The sequence below is a fragment of the Nannocystis sp. genome, from assembly GCF_016714285.1.
GTDB lineage: Bacteria > Myxococcota_A > Polyangia > Nannocystales > Nannocystaceae > Nannocystis.
Genome location: NZ_JADJNN010000004.1, coordinates 393,893 through 409,886, shown reverse-complemented (window position 1 = coordinate 409,886; position 15,994 = coordinate 393,893). Strand labels below are relative to the sequence as shown.

Sequence of the window (15,994 nt, the reverse complement as noted above, 5' to 3'; positions counted from 1 at the left end):
GGGCGCGGATCAGCCGCCGCAGAAGTCCCAGGAGGCGTCCTTGACGACGGACAGCTTGACCTGGAGGTCGCGGGTGATGTCGCCGTCCGGGGTGTGGAGGACGACGTGGAGGGCCGCGTAGAGGCCGTTGAGGGCGGTGAGGTCGGCGAGGTTGTCGAGCGGGAAGATCGGGACGACGCCGGAGACGCCGCCGTCGAGGGGCTCGCAGCCGAGGTAGTAGGCGATCGGGTCGGCGCTGTAGAAGTGGCCCTCGGGGTTGGTGTTGAAGCCGTCGACGTCGACGACCGCGGCGAAGTCGATGAGGTCGCTGGCCGGGGTGAAGCCGCCGAAGGTCGGGTAGAGGCCGAACATGAAGATGCCCTGGGCGCCGCACTCGAGCGGGAGGGTGCTGCCGTCCATCAACTTGTTGCCGTCCTTGTCGTGGAGGACGAGGTCGGGCTCGCCGTCGTCGCCTTGCCAGCCGTTGCAGAAGGCGGCGCCGCCGGTGGTGCCGGACTCGTCGCCGGTGGTCGGGGCGGCGGTGGTCGGGGTGTCGGTGGTCGGGGTGTCCCCGCTGCTGTCGCCGCTGCCGGTCGCGGCGGAGCCGGTCTCGCTGGCGGTGGTGGTGGCGGTCGAGGCGTCGGTGGTCGAGGCGCTGCTCGAGTTGGTGTCACCGCCGCCGCAGGCGACGAGCAGAGAGAGGGCGAGGACAAAGCCAGGGCGGAGCATGGCAGCAGGATATCCTGCTCGCGGGGCGACGCGGGCGGCCTGGGGGCCCCTGGGGCATCGACCGAGGCAAGGCCACCGCGTGAGTCGGGCGCGCTGTCACTGCTGCAAGCGCAGGCCGCAGTCGACGCCCAGGTCGCAGCCGCTGCAGGTCCAGCGGAAGTTGTCGACCAGGAGCGCGGAGTCGAAGATCGCCTCGTTGAGGTCGAAGGCGGCGATCGCGAGGGTGAGGCTCTCGCCGGGGGTGGCGGGGCCGGCGACGGTGAGCCAGCGGGTGCCGCCGCCGGGCTTGTCCTGGCCGTGGAAGCCGGTGCCGGCGAGCTCGGGGGCCTTGGTGCCGTCGAGGGTCAGCCAGCCGGCGGCGACGAGCTCGGGGAGGCGCATCGGCTCGAGCTTGTCGCCGTCGCGCAGGTAGGTGACGTTGCCGACGTAGCGCTCGCTCTGCGACCACAGCACGAAGATGTCGTTGTGGTCGCTCTCGTTGTAGTCGGGGTAGTGGGCGGTGAAGAAGGCGAGGTCGAGCTCGTAGCCGTGGGTGCCCTGCGGGACGACGGTCTCGAACTCGACGTAGAAGAGGTCGTACACGTTGCTGGTGTCGTCCCACTGGCCCTGCAGGGTGTTGGAGCAGTCCTTGTCGGGGGCGCACTGCATGAGCGCCGGGTTGCCGCCGGGCTGGGCCTTGACGATCACGCTGTCGGGGAGGCCGGTGTTCGAGTCCGGGTTACCGTTGTTGACGCCGGGGCTCATGCTGCCGGGGTCGAGGGTGAGCACGCCGGTGTCGGGGTCGACGGGGGGGAGGCTGCTGGTGCTGATGAGGAGGGCGCGCTCACCCGCTCGCGGGGTGAAGGCGCTGGGGTGGTTGCCGTAGCGGGACAGCACGCGGAGGGCGGTGGGATCGCCGGAGTCGAGGTTGCGCGCGCTGAGGGAGACCGAGTTGCCGTGATCCCAGCCGGGGTTCAGGTCGCAGTCGAGCTCGATCGCGTTGAAGGGGTCGTCGTTGTCGGCGTCGCAGGGGGCCAGCTCGGGGGCCTCGCAGCGCACGCACATGCTGATGTCGTACTGACAGTCGGGGCCGCACATGGCGGTGCCGCCGTTGTACTCGGGGTCCAGGTCGGTGCAGTTGGTGGGGTTGAGGTTGCCGTCGCAGGCCTCTCCGGGGTCGATATTGCCGTTGCCGCAGAGGTTCGGGGCGCCGCTGCTGCTGTCGGCGTCGCTGTCGTTCGCGCCCGACGAGCTGCCGCTGGCCTCGGCGCCGCTGCTGCTGCTGCCGGTGTCGCCGCTGCTGCTGTCGGCGCCGGAGATCTGGGTGGTCTCGCTGCCGGTGTCGAGGTTGATGTCGGTGGTGCCGTTCGGCTGCTGGAGGACGCAGGCCCCGCAGGGGAGGCACAACAAGACGGTGATATAGGAGCCGCTGCCCAGTCTCGTCCGGATCGTTCGCATGCCGAGCCTCCGCTAGTTCCCTTGGTCATACAAAGGGCGAGGTCGCGCGGTCAAGCTGGCATGTACATGGATCGCAGGGCGAGGTGCGGCGGCGCGGCTCACGCAGGTCGGCGAGCCCGGGTCTGGTGGGACCGGGGCTGCGCCCATCTTGCTGTCGGTGATTGGGCCGCGGAGGGCCGTGGGCGGGTGCTAGCGGCGTTGCGGGGCGGACGGGGTGATCTGCAGATCGATCGGCTTGCCGGCGCGGAGCACCTGGGCCGGGACGGCGACGCCGGGCTTCAGCTCGGCGAAACACGCCATGTAGTCGTCGAAGTTGTGGATCTCCCGCGTGCCGAGCTTGGTGATGATGTCGCCGGCCAGCATGCCGGCGGCGGCGGCGGCTCCTCCAGCGCGCACGTCGGCGAGCTGGACCCCGTCGACCTTTGCGGCGTAGTCGGGGACGGTGCCGAGGGACACGCGAAACCCGCCGGCTCGCGGGGCGGCGGCGCTGACCTTGAGGTAGTCGAGGGTGGGCTGCTCCTGCATGAGCGTGGCGATCACGCGGAGCGAGAGATCACCGATCGCCACGGCGCCGGGGAAGTTGATCTTGTCGAGGTCGTCGCTGGGCTTGTGATAGTCGGCGTGGGTGCCGCTGAAGAAGTGGAGGACGGGCAGACCGGCGGTGTAGAAGCTGGCCTGGTCGGAGGCGCCGAAGCCGTCCTCGCTGGGGCGCACCTGCAGCGGGGCCGCGACCTTGTTGAGGAGGGGCGACCACACGGAGGAGGTGCCGACGCCGGAGACGACGACGGCGTCGCCTTGCAGGCGGCCGACCATGTCGAAGTTGAGCATGGCGACGATGCGGGCGCGGGCCTCGGGCGTGAGGGCGCCGACGTAGTGCTTGGAGCCGAGCAGGCCCATCTCCTCGGCGCCGAAGGCGACAAACTCGAGGTCGTAGGGGCGGGCGGCGGCGGGGACCCTGGCGATCGCGGCGGCGAGGGCGAGCAGGGTGGCGACGCCGGAGGCGTTGTCGTCGGCGCCGTTGTGCACGGCGGACTCACCGGGGGCGAGCGAGCTGCCGGTGCCGAGGCCGAGGTGGTCGACGTGGGCGCCGATGACGATGCGTTTGCCGCCGCCGCTGCCGGGGAGGACGGCGGCGATGTTCTGGGTGGTGAGCTCGACGCGCTCGACCGGGGTGTGGAGGCTGGCTTTTTGTTTGGCGCGCTTGCCGGGGACGAGGCCGTGGTGGACGTCGTCGGGTTTGCTGGTTGTGGGCTTGCTAGTTGTCGGCTTGACGTTGAAGGCGGCGAGCAGGGCGGGGGTGCCGGCCTTGCCGACGGCGAGGGCGGGCAGCTTGAGGTCGTTGGCCTCGCCGTGGTTGGGGAAGGCGAGGTCGCTGTCGGGGTCCCAGAGGATGAAGCCGACGGCGCCGTGATCGCGGGCGGCGATCAGCTTGCTCTGGGTGCGCGTGCGGGTGGGGTCGAGGTGAGGGTCGTCGGGGGCGCCGGCGCGGACGACGACGATCGCGCCCTTGGTGGCCTTGTGCAGCGCGGGCGAGTCGTCGACGCCGTGGCCGAGGTAGACCAGCGGGGCGCTGATCGGGGCGGTGGTCGACTGGGTGAAGGGGAGCAGATCGACGGGCAGATCGGCGGCGCCGATGCGCAGGCTGGGCCGCTGGTCGGGGAGCAGACGGACGCCGTCGGTGAGGGTGAAGGGCTGGGTGTAGCTGGCGCCGAAGGCCGGCTGCAGGCCGAGCTGGGTGAACGCGGCTTGTACGTGGGCGGCGGACTCGCGATCGCCGTCGCTGCCGGGGGCGCGGCCCTGGCGGGCGTCGTCGGCGAGGTAGTTGAGGTGGGCGCGGACGGTGGGCTCGTCGAGGTGGACGGCGAGCCAGGGGTCGGCGGCGGGCTGGGTGGCCTGGACGGGGTCCGCGGGCGGCGGCGTGGTCGACGCGGCGGGGCGGCAGGCGAGGAGGAGGAGGAGGGCGAGCAGCGGGCGGCGCATGCGGGGCGGAGTATGCCAGCTTCGGCGCGGGGTCGGGTCGATGACCTGGGGGTCAGGCGGCGGGGAGCCTCGACCGGGGCACGGACGCGGGGCGGAGGCGGAGAAGTCGGGCGCGAGTGCCAGGATACGTGGCGATGGAAAATGTGATGATATTCTGTGGAGATATCGTGGGCGGGTGGTGTGATGATATCGCCAGGTCACTCGAGCTGGGCGAGCTCGGCGCGGATGAGGTCCATCAGTGATTGCAGCGCCGGCAGCGAGAGATCGAGCTGCAAGCCGGTGGCGGTGAAGAGGTCGCGTAATCCGGCGCGGGCGCCGAGGGCGAGGCCGCGGCGGTAGGCGGCGATGGTGGCGACCGGATCGCGGCGGTGGTGGGCGAACAGCTGGAGGGCGCCGAGCTGGGCGATGCCGTATTCGATGTAGTAGAAGGGGAGCTCGAAGATATGCAGCTTGCGCTGCCACAGGGCGGCGCGCTCGCTGGTAAGGCCGGACCAGTCGACGGTCGGGAAGAAGCGCTCGTGCAGCGATTGCCATATCTCGTCGCGCTCGCGGCCGCGGGCCTGCTGCGGGTGGGTGTAGAGCCAGTGCTGCAGGGCGTCGACGCAGGCCATGGAGGGCAGGAAGAGGACGATCGACTCGAGCTGCTGGCGCAGGGCCCGGCGCTGCTCGGCGGGAGTATAAAAAGCGGCGAGGTGATCGCTGGCGAGCAGCTCCATGCCCATGCTGGCGACCTCGCAGAACTCGAGCGGGGGGCTGCGGTTCCAGATCAGCGGGTCGTCGGCGCAGGCGAGGGCGTGGAGGGCGTGGCCGCCCTCGTGGAGCAGGGTCAGGAGGTCGTCGTGGCGGCCGACGGCGTTGGCGAAGATGAAGGGCAGGCGGCTGGCCTCGAGGTTGACCTGGTAGCCGCCGGGGGCCTTGCCGGGGCGCGCCAGGAGGTCGAGGAGGCCGCGGTCGGCGAGGCCGGCGAACTGGCGCCCGAGCTCGGGGTCGACGGCGTGAAAGACCTGACGGCAGCCGGCGACGAGGGTGGCCTCGTCGGTGAAGGGGCGCAGCGGGGTCTCGCCCGGGAGCGGGGCGAGCAGGTCCCAGGGGCGCAGGGTCGGCTGGCCGAGGGCGGCGGCGCGGCGGGCCAGGAGCTCGCTGGCGAGGGGGACGACGGCGGCCTCGATCGCGGCGTGGAAGGCGAGGCAGTCGGCGGGGCTGTAGTCGAGGCGGCCGAGCTTGCGGAAGCGGTAGTCGCGGTAGTCGGGGCAGCCGGCGGCGGCGGCCTGGGCGAGGCGGAGGTCGAGGAGGCGATCAAGGAGATCGTCGAGGGCGGGCTTCTCGGCGAGGAAGCGGGCGGACAGGCTGCGCCAGGCGGCCTCGCGGCGGGCGGGGTCGGGGTGCTCCTCCTCGGCCTCGAGCGCCTCCAGAGTGCACAGCTGGCCGGCGAACTCGGCCTGCATACCGCCGCGCAGGGTCTGGTGCTCGGCGCAGAGGCGCTGCTCGGCGGCCTCGAGCGGGACGATCTCGTCGCGGAAGAGGGCGACCTGATTGGCCAGCTCGCGCAGCATGCAGGCGTGGCGCTCGGGGGCGAGGGCTGCGGCGTCTTCGTGGGCGACGAGGCGGCGGGCGAGGCGGTCGCGCAGCGGCTTGCAGGGCGGGGCGACGCGATCGATCCAGTCGAGGTAGGCGGCGAGCCGCGCGGGGTCGTCGGTGTCGCGGTTCATGGCGATCTCTCGCCGCGTCTGCTCCTCGTGGAGCAGCGCCTCGAGCTCGCTCCAGTCGTGCAACCATTGCTCGAGCGCCCATAAATCGCCGGGCGGGAGGGGCCGCGTGGCGAGCTCGTCGTAGCAGCCGGTGAGCGCGGGCAGCGAGGCGAGCTCGAGCTCGGCGGGGACGTGACGGCGCGGCGGCGGCGGCAGCGAGGCGAGCACGCGGATTACTTGTGGCTAATCCCGAGGTAGGCCGCGACGGCGCCGAGCAGCGGGACAACGATCCACATGATCTTGGCGCTGCTGGGCTTGCGGGCGATGACGCTGGGCGCGGCGGCGAGGAGCAGCCAGATCAGCAGCTTGGGGTGGATCCATCCCGGGATGCCGGCGCTCATCGACTGGATGCGGGCCAGCATGCCGAAGCCGGCGACGATGATCAGCAGGAGACCGATGCCGCTGAGCGCCGCGATCAGCTTGCGCGAGGTGTTCTGCTCGCGCGTGCCGCCGTTGGCCGCGTGGAGGATGCTGGCCCCGAGCGTCATGAACACGAGGATGATGCCGACGACGTGGAGGACCTTGTAAAACTCGTAGGACACGCGAGGAATCGTTGGCATTACCCGGAGGAATTGACAAGCGTCGCGCGGGGTCTGGTAGACTGCGCGCATGGCAATCCCGGGGTTCGCCCAGCAAGAGTTCACGCACGGAGGCGTCGCCAAGGTCGTCTATCGCAAGGGGAAGGGGCCCGGGGTCGTGGTGATCACGGAGGTGCCGGGGATCCACCCGGGGGTGATCGCATTCGCCGAGACGCTGGTGACCGCGGGCTTCACGGTGTTCTTGCCGGAGCTGTTCGGGACCGCGGGCAAGGAGGCGACCGGTGGTTATGCGCTGGCGACGATGTTCAAGCTGTGCGTCAGCCGCGAGTTCAAGCTGCTGGCGGCGCACGAGTCGAGCCCGGTGACGGACTGGCTGCGCGCGCTGGTCCGCGACATCCACGCGGAGCTCGGCGGGACCGGGGTGGGCGCGGTCGGGATGTGCTTGACCGGCAACTTCGCGCTGTCGCTGGCGGTCGAGCCGGCGCTGATGGCCCCGGTGTTGTCGCAGCCGGCGCTGCCGCTGCCGACCAGCAAGGATCGGCGGGCGGCGCTGGCGGTGTCGTCGGGCGAGCTGGCGACGATCCAGCGGCGCGTCGAGCAGGACGGTTACAAGGTGCTCGGCCTGTGCTTCACGCACGACGGCAAGGTGCCGCGCGAGCGCTTCGCGACGCTGAAGCAGGAGCTGCGCGGCGGCTTCGAGGCGATCGAGATCGACTCGGGGCCGGGCAACAAGCACGGCATCAAGGCGGGGGCACACAGCGTGCTGACGATCGACCTCGTGCGCGAGGCGGGGCACCCGACCGAGCAGGCGCTGCAGCGGGTGATCGCGTTCCTGCACGAGCGGCTCGATCGCCGGAGCTGATCGCGGGCGCTCGGCTCGCTTGTCTCGCTTGTCTCGCTTGTCTCGCTTGTCAGGGGCCGCCGGAGAGGCTGACGTAGAGGACGGGCACGGCGACGCCGAGGGCGACCAGGAGGCCGCCGCGGCCGATCAGGCCCTTGCGGCCCGGGATCATGAAGAGGCCGCTGGTGGCGAGGATCAGGAGGAAGGCGGCGTAGCCGTCGGCGATGTAGGTCCAGGCCTTCTTGCCGCGGTTCAGGTGCAGCCAGTTGGCGACGCGGATCAGGAAGCGCTCGCGCTGGCCGTCCTCGAGCACGGCGCCGGTGTCCGTGTTGACGTGGAAGCTGCGGCCCTCGAGCAGGACCGAGACCTCGTTGCTGTCGCTGCGGTAGACCTCGGTCGGCGGGGCAGTGACGGCGAGCTCGCGCAGGAGCTGGTCGGCGATCGCGGCGTCGCTGGCGGGGAGCGGGAGGGTGAGCTGGTGCTGCGCCTCGTAGTTGTCGAAGTTGGGGTCCCAGTCGGCGATGTGATTGACGGCGATGCCGCTCAATGCGTAGACGACGGTGAGGCCGACGGCGAGGTAGCCGAGGTCGCGGTGGAGGGCCCGCAGCCACGGGCGCAGGCGGGTCATGGTGGTGCGCCGATTCGGCGCGGGGCGGGCCTGTCCTTTGGGTCAGCCATAGCGTTCTTCGAGCCAGGGGTCGGCGTGGTTGTGGTAGCCGCGGGTCTCCCAGTAGCCGGGCTCGTCGCGGGCGACGAATTTGATCCCGCTCAGGTACTTGGGGGACTTCCAGAAGTAGAGGCTGGGGACGACGGCGCGGACGGGGGCGCCGTGGGGGCGGGCGAGCGGCTTGCCGTCGTGGCGGTGGGCGATGAGGACGTCGGGGGCGAGGGCCTCGGCGAGGCGGACGTTGGCGGTGTAGCCGGCGGCGGCCTCGAAGATGACGTGGCGGGCGCTGGGCTTGACGCCGGCCGCCCTGGCCAGGTCGGCGAGGCGGACGCCCTTCCAGCTGGCGCCGAGCAGCGACCAGCCGGTGACGCAGTGGACGTCGAGCTCGAGCTCGGCCTGGGGCTGGGCGAGCAGGCCGGCCCAGTCGAGCTCGATCGGTTTGTCGACCTCGCCGTGGATCTTGAGGCGAAAGTCGCTGATGCTGGGCGAGCCGGGGGTGCCGCCCATCGGGCGCAGGGCCTCGAGCGCGCGCTGGCCGGGCGGGAGGCGCGGGCGGCCGTCGATGGTGGTCATCGCTTTGGCCTCGCGGGTGAGGCGGTCGCTGAGGGTGTAGAGGAGGCCGCCACCCATCGCGGTGATCACGGTGCCGGACGCGGCGCGGGCGATGAAGTTGCGGCGGGTGAGCGACGCCTGGACCTCGGGGCTTGGCTTGGACATGACGACCTCGGGGAGCCCAGCGTACGTGAGCTTCGGCGATCTGGACCACCGGAGCTCGCGCGCGGGGCGACAGGGCTGCAACGCAGGGCCGGCGGGCGGTGTTACCGGGGCCCACGCGGGCGCAGCTGGAGGCGGCGGGTGCCGTCGGCGGCGAGGCTCTCCTCCAGATCGAGGTCGGCGGCGGCGGCGAAGCTGCGGGCGCGCGCGGTGGTGACGGCGGCGATGAGGGGGGTGACGAGGCGGCGCGTGAGGAGGTTGCGATCGAGCTCGCCGCAGATGAGGGCGAGCTGGCCGTCGGCGAGGCTGAAGCCGAGGTCCTCGATGGCGCCGAGAGTGCCGGCGGGCAGGCGCAGGTCGACGGGCTCGCCGGCGCACTCGAGGCTGCCGGTGAGCATGAGGCCGAGGGCGGGGTCGGCCCACTCGGGCACGAGGCCGAGCTCGGCGAGGCCGGCGGCCAGCTCGTCGCGGGTCTGGGGGGCGAGCTCGACGCGCTGGTAGCGGCTCACGGCGGCTCCGGGCGGACGCGGCGACGCGGCGGCAGGCGCAGGACGGGGCCGTCGCCGCAGGCGGGGCAGGGGGCGAAGCCCTCGCGAAACCAGCCGCAGGCGGGGCAGGCGTGGGCGAGCCTGGGGGTGACCGGGGCAGGCGTGGGCTCGGCGGCGAGCGGTAGCTCGAGCTGCGCGGTGCTGGCGGGGCGACGCACGCGGGCAGGCTAACACGCCGAGATCGCGGCGGCGATTTTCTCGTGGATCTGTCCGGGGGGACAGATCGATGAGGTGTCCGTAGGGACAGGTTGGGATGGCCTTTGGGACAGGTCGATGGTGGGTGAGGATCAGGCGGGGCGGGCGAAGCGGGTCGCCCAGCTGCGCAGGGCGGCGACCTCGGCGGCGCGGCTGCGGGACAGCGGGATCGTGGCCGCGAGGGCGCGGTGGAGGTCGGCGGCGGCGAGCGGGCGGGCCTCGGCGAAGGCGTCGAGGCGGGCCTCGGTGACGGCGCCCTCGATCTCGGCGCCGCTGAGGCCGTCGGCGGCGCGGGCGGTGGCGAGGAAGTCGGGCAGCGGGTCGGCGAGCGGCGGGGCGCGGCCGAGGCGGCGCTGAGGGGCGGCGAGGAGGTGGATCTCGGCGATCGCGGCGCGTTCGTCGGGGCCGGGGAGGTCGACGAAGAAGGTCTCGTCGAGTCGGCCGCGGCGCAGGAGCTCGGGCGGGAGGGCGTCGACGCGGTTGGCGGTGGCGACGACGAAGACCGGGCGGGCCCGCTCTTGCAGCCAGGTGAGCAGGCCGCCGAGCACGCGGGCGGCGGTGCCGGCGTCGCTGGCGGCGCCCTCGCTGCCGACCAGGCCCTTGTCGAGCTCGTCGATCCACAGCACGACCGGGGCGAGGCGCTCGGCGGCGGCGGTGAGGCGGCGCAGGTTGGCCTCGCTCTCGCCGACGGTGCCGCCGAACAGGCGCCCGGGGTCGAGGCGGACCAGGCCGAGGCCGAGGATGTCGGCGCACACGCGGGCGGCGAGGCTCTTGCCGCAGCCCTGGACGCCGACCAGGAGGACGCCGCGCGGGTCGGCGATCGCGGCGGCGCGGGCCGCGGGGCGGAGCGCGAGGGCGCGGCGGCGCAGCCACGCCTTGAGGCCGGGGAGTCCGCCGAGCATGTCCTCGGGGACAGCTTCGGCGAGCTCGAGCAGGGCGCCGCGGTGGAGCGCCTCGGCCTTGGCGGCGACCAGGCGGGCGGCGGCGCGGACCGGGTCGCCGGCGCCGGCGAGCGCGGCCTCGCGGAGCAGGCGGCGGGCGGCGTGCTCGGACAGGCCGAGGGCGAGGCGGAGCAGATCGAGCGGCGCGGGCACTGGGGACAAGTGGGCGGGCGCGTGGGACGGTGGGCTGGCTCTTGGGACAGGTGGGCTGGCGCTTGGGACAGGTGGGCTGGCGCTTGGGACAGGTGGGCTGGCGCTTGGGACAGGTGGGCTGGGACTGGCTCTCGGGGACAGGTCGGCGAGCGTGTCGGCGGCGGCGTGGTGGCCGGCGTGGCGTAGCGAGTCGGCTTCTGCGGCGGCGAGCTCGGCGAGCTCGGCGAGCTCGGGCGGCGCGAGGGCGTGGTCGGCGAGCTCGGGGATCTGGGCGAAGGTGGGTGCGGGTTCGCCGAGCACAATGGCGGCCGGGCCGGGGGCGTTGTGCTGGGCCAGCTCGCGCAGGGCCCGGGCCGCGAGCGGGTCGGCGGGCGGGTCGAGGAGCAGCCACAGGGCGGGCTCGCGGCGGCCGGCGAGGTCGCGCAGGAGCGCGGGCAGGGGTGCGGGGGTGCCGATGCCGTCGCAGCCGGCGACGGCGCTCCAGGTGTGCACGGGGCAGCCGAGTTGGGCGCCGAGGTCCTCGAGCAGGCGGATCGCGCGGGCCTCGTCGTCGCTGCGCAGGACCAGTCCGCGGGCGCCGGCGCGGAGGCTGCGGGCGAGGGCGGCGAGCGGGGTCTCGGTCACGCGCTCGGCCCTCGCTCGGCCCAGCGCAGCCAGGCCTGGAGGAGGTGGCCCTGGGCCGTGGGGCCGAGGCGATCGTCGCTGTCGAAGCGCCAGCCGCCGAGCCACAGTCGGCTGCCGCGCAGGCGCAGGAGGCGGGCGTGCAACCAGGCGAGGTCGAGGTGAGCGGCGCGCAGCTGGGCGGCCAGGGCGGCGGGCGGGCAGCGACCGGCGTGATAGGCGAGGCGGTAGTGGCGGCGGCCGTCGACGTCGAGGGCCGCGAACTCGGCGGCCGGGCCGCGGGCGGCGAGGGCCTGGGCGCGGGCGACGAGGTCGGGGAAGCCGCGGGCGCGCGAGCTGCGGAAGTCGAGCGCGAGCAGGACGGCGAGGCTGTCCGCGAGGACAGGTGAGGTGGGGCTGTCCGCGAGGACAGGTGAGCCGCGGGCGACGCCGCGGCTGAAGCAGCGCAGGAGGGCGTCGAGCTGGCCGGGGGCGCCGGGTGGGAGGTTGCGCAGGGCGATCACGGCGGCGGGGCTGGCGGCGCGCGCGAGGGCGGCCGTGACGGCGCGTACGCGGCCGGGGACCACGGCGGCGAGTTCGGCCAGGCGCGCGCAGGCGAGGTCGTCGAGGCCAACGTGGTCGCGGGCGAGCAGGGCGTCGAGCTCGGCGAGGGCCGACGCCGGGACGACGACGGCGGAGATCGGCGGCGGGGCGAGGCGGAGGTGGAAGACGAGGCTGTCCGCGGGGACAGGTGTGGCCGGGCTGTCCGCGGGGACAGGTGTGGCTGGGCTGTCCGTGGGGACAGGTGTGGCCGGGCGGAGGCTGTCCGTGGGGACAGGTGGGACGGTCGCCGGGCTCGGGCTGTCCGTGGGGACAGGGAGGGCCTCGCCGGGGCGGACCAGGCGGAGGCGGGGCTGCGTCATTTGTGCTCCCGGACGGCCCGCTGGATCTCCCGCTTCTGCTCGCGCTCCTTGATGGAGGCGCGCTTGTCGTAGGTCTTCTTGCCGCGGCACAGCGCCAGGGCGAGCTTGATCTTGCCGGCGCGGGCGTGCATGTCGAGGGGGATGAGGGTGAGGCCGGACTGCGCGACGGCCTCGGCGAGGTGCTCGAGCTCGCGGCGGTGCATCAGCAGCTTGCGCAGGCGCAGCGGGCTGTGGTTGCGGGCGTGGGCCATCGGGAACTCGCCGATGTGGGCCTGGTGGAGGAACAGCTCGCCGCTGGCGTTGAACTGGCAGAAGGCCTCGGCCAGGCTGGCCTTGCCGTTGCGGATCGACTTCACCTCGCTGCCCATCAGGGCGATGCCCGCCTCGTGACGCTCGAGCACCTCGTACTCGAAGAGGGCGCGGCGGTGCTGCACGAACGCGTGCCCATCCTTGATCTGGGGTGTCTTGCTCACGGCGGAGCGGCCACGCTACGCAAGCGAGCGCAGCAGGGCAAGCCCGGCCGCCTCGCGCGCCCCGGCCGCACGCAGGGCCGTGATGCAGGCCGCGAGCGTGGCGCCAGTGGTGGTCACGTCGTCGAGGACGAGCAGGCGCAGGCCGGCGACCGCTGGCCCGGCCGCGAAGGCGCCCTCGAGGTTTCGTCGCCGGGCGGCGGCGTCTTGCCCGGTCTGCGGGGCGGTGGCGCGGACCCGGCGGAGCAGCCGCGGGCGCAGCCGGTGACCGGCGGGGAGGGCCCAGCGGGCGAGCAGGGCGGCCTGGTTGTAGCCGCGGAGCAGCGCGCGCCAGGGGTGGAGGGGGACCGGGATGAGGGCGTCCCAGTCGCGGTGGAGGAGATCGGCGGCGGCCAGCAGACGGCCGAGCGGGCCGGCGAGCTCTAACTGGCCCTCGTACTTGAGCGCGGCCACGGCGCGGGCGAGCGGGCCGTGGTAGGCGTGCACGGCCTCGACGCCGCCGACGTGGCGTTGCGCCGGCGGCAAGGGCTGCTGCTCCGGACGGCACAGCGAGCACAGCGGCAGCGCCTGCGGGCCGCGGAGGAGCCGGCGGCAGGCGACGCACACGGGGGGGAAGAGCAGATCGGCGAGCACGCGGCCGCTTCGGCCGGAGGTCCGCGATCGTTGCAGCTGCAGCGGTGCGGAGATCTTGCAGGAGATCGCGCGAGTTTCGCCGGGAGATCGCGTGTATGGAGCTGATGTTACGGTTGCTGACAAGTGCCATGATTGGCCAGGTTCACGCGTGAACGCGTGAATTTGGCGGTGTAGCTACGAATCGCTGAAAATTTGCCACGCCTGCGCAGGTCGCTTCGCGTGGCTGCGATGTCGCGTGCATCGGGCGCGGTCGGTCGGCATCGTTCAAGAGGAGGAGGCGATCCATGACCGTGCACGATCTGGGCTCTCTCGGCGTCGGCAAGACCTTGACGACGCAGGAATTCGCGGTACGTCCCTCGGACCTCACCGCCCACGTGGAGTCGAGCTTTCTCGGGCAGGTGATCGGCACCTGCGAGGAGTGCCTGTCGACCGGTTCGCTGGCGGGCGACGGCGGCGGCGGCTCGCCGTGGGGCCGGGTGTGTCCGACCTCGGTGGCGATCGACCGCATGCTGGCGGCGTTGGCCCGGCATGAGGCGCTGCGCGAGCACTCGATGGTGGTCCGCAGCGTGGGCCGGGTCCGCGCGCTCGGCGAGCTCATGGTCGGCGAGCCGATCACGGGCACCGCGGAGGTTCGGTTCCGCAGCCAGCGTAACCCCGGCTCGACCCACCTCACCGTCGAGGTCGAGCTGCACCGCTGGCAGGGCGGGCGGCGGACCACCTTGCTCGGCTTCGAGGCGGGGCTCGAGCTGCGGCACGCGGCTCCGGCCGCGGCCTGAGCACGCGGGTCCACTGGGCGCGTGACTTCGGCGAGCGATCCGGCGCTGCGGCTCGGGCTGCTGGGGAATTGTCGGCCCGCGGCTTGGCCCGGCCTGTAGTATCGTGGAGCCCGCTCTGGACAGCTGGCGCCCTGCATGCGTGACCCGGTCTCCGATCCCCCCGCTCGCGGCGACAAGCCGTCGTCGACCAGTCTGCTGCTCGATCGCCTCGTCGATGACGGCCGCGAGCTGAGCCACGAGGAGCGGATCCAGCAGCTCGTGCTGGCGGCGATCCCCGACCCGGAGCGCCGCCTGCGGCTCGAGGGCGAGCTCGCCCGCGGCGGCATGGGGGCGGTGCGCGCCGCCTTCGACGCGACCCTGCAGCGGCGCATGGCGGCCAAGACCATGCACGCGTCGACCTACGAGCACCTGATGCTCGTGCACGGCTTCCTCCGCGAGGCCCAGGTGACGGGCCAGCTCGACCACCCGAACATCGTGCCGATCCACGAGCTCGGGCGCGACGCCAGGGGCGAGCTCTACTTCACGATGAAGCTGGTCGAGGGCCAGAGCCTGAAGATGATGATCGGCGGCGGCGTGGCGCTCGACTCGGATCGCCTGCTGAACTTGCTCGAGATCTTCGTGAAGGTGTGCGACGCGCTGGGCTTCGCCCACGCGCGGGGCGTGCTGCACTGCGACATCAAGTCGGCCAACGTGATGGTCGGCGAGTTCGGGCAGGTGTACCTGATGGACTGGGGCGGGGCGCAGCTGCTGCCGCCGCGGCCGGGGGTCGACGCGCGCAAGTGGGTGCGCGACTCGCTGCCGCCGCTGCCGGCGTCCGAGACCAAGGGGCTGGTGTTCGGGACGCCCACGTACATGTCACCGGAGCAGGCCAGCGCCGGGCGTGAACCGATGGACGAGCGCAGCGACATTTTCTCGATGGGCGCGCTGCTCTACGAGATCATGACGGGGCGGCCGCCCTACCACGGGAGCACGGCGCTGGAGGCGATCTTGCTGGCGCAGCTGTGCGACATCCGGTCGCCCGACGAGCTGCCGCATGTGCCGCCCAACACCTTCCCGCGCGAGCTGGTGCGCATCGTGATGAAGGCGCTGGCCAAGCGCCCGGAGGACCGCTATCAGAGCGTGGCGGGGCTCAAGCTTGCTATCCTCAAGCTGATGCGCGGCGGCGGCAACTTCTCGACGATCCGCGTGGCTCGCGGGGCGCACGTGATCCGCCAGGGCGAGGTCGGGGACGCCGCGTACATCGTGGTGTCGGGCAAGCTCGAGGTCTACAAGACGATCGACGGCGAGCGGGTCGCGCTGCGGATGCTCGGGCCGGGCGACATGTTCGGCGAGACGGCGATCTTCGCCGCGTCGCCGCGGACGGCCAGCGTCGTGGTGGTGAGGACGCGTCGCTGGTGGTGGTGACGAGCGAGGTGATCGAGCAGGAGCTGACGTCGATGAAGCCGTGGATGGGGGCGTTCATCCGCACGCTGGCCAGCCGCTTCGGCGGGCTCGAGGAGGAGCGCCGGGCCCGTACGCACGCGGTGCCGTCGGTGTCGGCGGCGCTGCCGATCGTGCCAGGCGTGCCAGGCGGTGGGCCTGAGCCGGTGGTGTCGCCGGTGGTGTCGCCGCTCAACACCACTTACCACTCGCCGCCGAACTCGAAGCTGAGCGGGCCCTCCGATTCGCCGCTCAACGCGCGGCCAGGGACGCAGTGGCACACGAGCGCCACGAGAGCAGGCGGGAATTCGGGCGCGGAGCCGAGTCGGGAGCTCGACACTGCGGCTGTCCCGCAGGACAGGTCGGACGTCACCGTCGTCGCGGACCTGATGGCCGAGACGGGCGGGAGCGACGACGACCCGAGCCTGGCGGCGACGGGCGAGAGCGTGATGATCGACCTCGCCGACGACGACGACGATGCGCCGCGGGCGGCTGTCACGATCTCGACGATGACGGACGCCGACGTGTCGTGCGTCGAGGACGAAGCCGAGGACGAGGTCGATGACGCCGATACGCGGCTGGTCGGCCCGTGGACCCGCAAACCGCCGCCGCCGCGGGAGTGAGGCGAGGCGCGTGGGTCTCAGGCGTCGGTCGGCCACGGGAGCGCGCTGAGCAGACGCGTCAGCGGCGGATCCATGACGC

Annotated in this window: 17 protein-coding genes; 4 read left to right on the top strand and 13 right to left on the bottom strand. The window is 72.8% G+C overall.

Annotated elements, in window-relative coordinates; translation table 11 throughout:
* Positions 1–9: 9 nt before the first annotated feature.
* From IPJ59_RS12710 to IPJ59_RS12690, 5 genes are all read right to left on the bottom strand, one after another.
* Positions 10–708, bottom strand: a complete 699-nt coding sequence (locus IPJ59_RS12710) for a hypothetical protein (RefSeq protein ID WP_293255425.1) — start codon at positions 706–708, stop codon at positions 10–12.
* 96 nt (positions 709–804) lie between these two features.
* Complete coding sequence (locus IPJ59_RS12705; RefSeq protein ID WP_293271823.1) at positions 805–2,145, bottom strand: VOC family protein; 1,341 nt, start codon at positions 2,143–2,145, stop codon at positions 805–807.
* A gap of 189 nt (positions 2,146–2,334) precedes the next feature.
* Positions 2,335–4,125 (bottom strand): M28 family metallopeptidase, encoded by a 1,791-nt coding sequence (locus tag IPJ59_RS12700; RefSeq protein ID WP_293271822.1) that lies wholly within the window; start codon positions 4,123–4,125, stop codon positions 2,335–2,337.
* A gap of 197 nt (positions 4,126–4,322) precedes the next feature.
* Positions 4,323–6,041 carry a M3 family oligoendopeptidase gene (locus IPJ59_RS12695; RefSeq protein ID WP_293271820.1) on the bottom strand — a complete coding sequence of 573 codons (1,719 nt, stop codon included), beginning with the start codon at positions 6,039–6,041 and terminating at the stop codon, positions 4,323–4,325.
* 5 nt (positions 6,042–6,046) lie between these two features.
* Entirely contained in the window at positions 6,047–6,415 is a 369-nt protein-coding gene (locus IPJ59_RS12690) for a hypothetical protein (RefSeq protein ID WP_293255436.1), read from the bottom strand.
* 67 nt (positions 6,416–6,482) lie between these two features.
* On the opposite strand from IPJ59_RS12690, the gene IPJ59_RS12685 reads away from it, so the two are divergent.
* Positions 6,483–7,274 (top strand): dienelactone hydrolase family protein, encoded by a 792-nt coding sequence (locus IPJ59_RS12685; RefSeq protein ID WP_293255439.1) that lies wholly within the window; start codon positions 6,483–6,485, stop codon positions 7,272–7,274.
* A 49-nt stretch (positions 7,275–7,323) separates the two neighbouring features.
* Here IPJ59_RS12685 and IPJ59_RS12680 read toward each other — a convergent pair whose 3' ends face one another.
* The 8 genes from IPJ59_RS12680 to IPJ59_RS12645 all read right to left on the bottom strand — a co-directional run bounded on the left by IPJ59_RS12680 (position 7,324) and on the right by IPJ59_RS12645 (position 13,097).
* Positions 7,324–7,881 carry a PepSY-associated TM helix domain-containing protein gene (locus tag IPJ59_RS12680; RefSeq protein ID WP_293255442.1) on the bottom strand — a complete coding sequence of 186 codons (558 nt, stop codon included), beginning with the start codon at positions 7,879–7,881 and terminating at the stop codon, positions 7,324–7,326.
* A 42-nt stretch (positions 7,882–7,923) separates the two neighbouring features.
* On the bottom strand, positions 7,924–8,637 hold the full coding sequence (locus IPJ59_RS12675) for a molybdopterin-dependent oxidoreductase (protein ID WP_293271819.1): 714 nt from the start codon (positions 8,635–8,637) through the stop codon (positions 7,924–7,926).
* A 101-nt stretch (positions 8,638–8,738) separates the two neighbouring features.
* Positions 8,739–9,143, bottom strand: coding sequence for a hypothetical protein (locus IPJ59_RS12670; protein ID WP_293255447.1), 405 nt, complete (start codon positions 9,141–9,143; stop codon positions 8,739–8,741).
* Complete coding sequence (locus IPJ59_RS12665; RefSeq protein WP_293255449.1) at positions 9,140–9,340, bottom strand: hypothetical protein; 201 nt, start codon at positions 9,338–9,340, stop codon at positions 9,140–9,142. Before IPJ59_RS12665 ends, IPJ59_RS12670 begins: the two co-directional genes overlap by 4 nt.
* 129 nt (positions 9,341–9,469) lie before the next feature.
* Positions 9,470–11,095 (bottom strand): AAA family ATPase, encoded by a 1,626-nt coding sequence (locus IPJ59_RS12660; protein ID WP_293271817.1) that lies wholly within the window; start codon positions 11,093–11,095, stop codon positions 9,470–9,472.
* A complete protein-coding gene (locus tag IPJ59_RS12655) occupies positions 11,092–11,994 on the bottom strand; it encodes a hypothetical protein (RefSeq protein WP_293271815.1) in 903 nt (300 codons plus the stop codon). Before IPJ59_RS12655 ends, IPJ59_RS12660 begins: the two co-directional genes overlap by 4 nt.
* Positions 11,991–12,467, bottom strand: coding sequence for an SsrA-binding protein SmpB (gene smpB / locus IPJ59_RS12650; RefSeq protein ID WP_293255458.1), 477 nt, complete (start codon positions 12,465–12,467; stop codon positions 11,991–11,993). The genes IPJ59_RS12655 and smpB overlap by 4 nt, the downstream gene beginning before the upstream one ends.
* A gap of 15 nt (positions 12,468–12,482) precedes the next feature.
* Positions 12,483–13,097 (bottom strand): ComF family protein, encoded by a 615-nt coding sequence (locus IPJ59_RS12645; protein ID WP_293255461.1) that lies wholly within the window; start codon positions 13,095–13,097, stop codon positions 12,483–12,485.
* 284 nt (positions 13,098–13,381) lie between these two features.
* Between IPJ59_RS12645 and IPJ59_RS12640 the strand changes: the two genes are divergently transcribed.
* The 3 genes from IPJ59_RS12640 to IPJ59_RS12630 all read left to right on the top strand — a co-directional run bounded on the left by IPJ59_RS12640 (position 13,382) and on the right by IPJ59_RS12630 (position 15,915).
* Complete coding sequence (locus IPJ59_RS12640) at positions 13,382–13,873, top strand: hypothetical protein (protein WP_293271813.1); 492 nt, start codon at positions 13,382–13,384, stop codon at positions 13,871–13,873.
* A 135-nt stretch (positions 13,874–14,008) separates the two neighbouring features.
* Positions 14,009–15,277 (top strand): protein kinase domain-containing protein, encoded by a 1,269-nt coding sequence (locus IPJ59_RS12635; protein ID WP_293271811.1) that lies wholly within the window; start codon positions 14,009–14,011, stop codon positions 15,275–15,277.
* Entirely contained in the window at positions 15,268–15,915 is a 648-nt protein-coding gene (locus IPJ59_RS12630; protein WP_293271809.1) for a hypothetical protein, read from the top strand. The genes IPJ59_RS12635 and IPJ59_RS12630 overlap by 10 nt, the downstream gene beginning before the upstream one ends.
* The last annotated feature ends 79 nt before the right edge of the window (positions 15,916–15,994 follow it).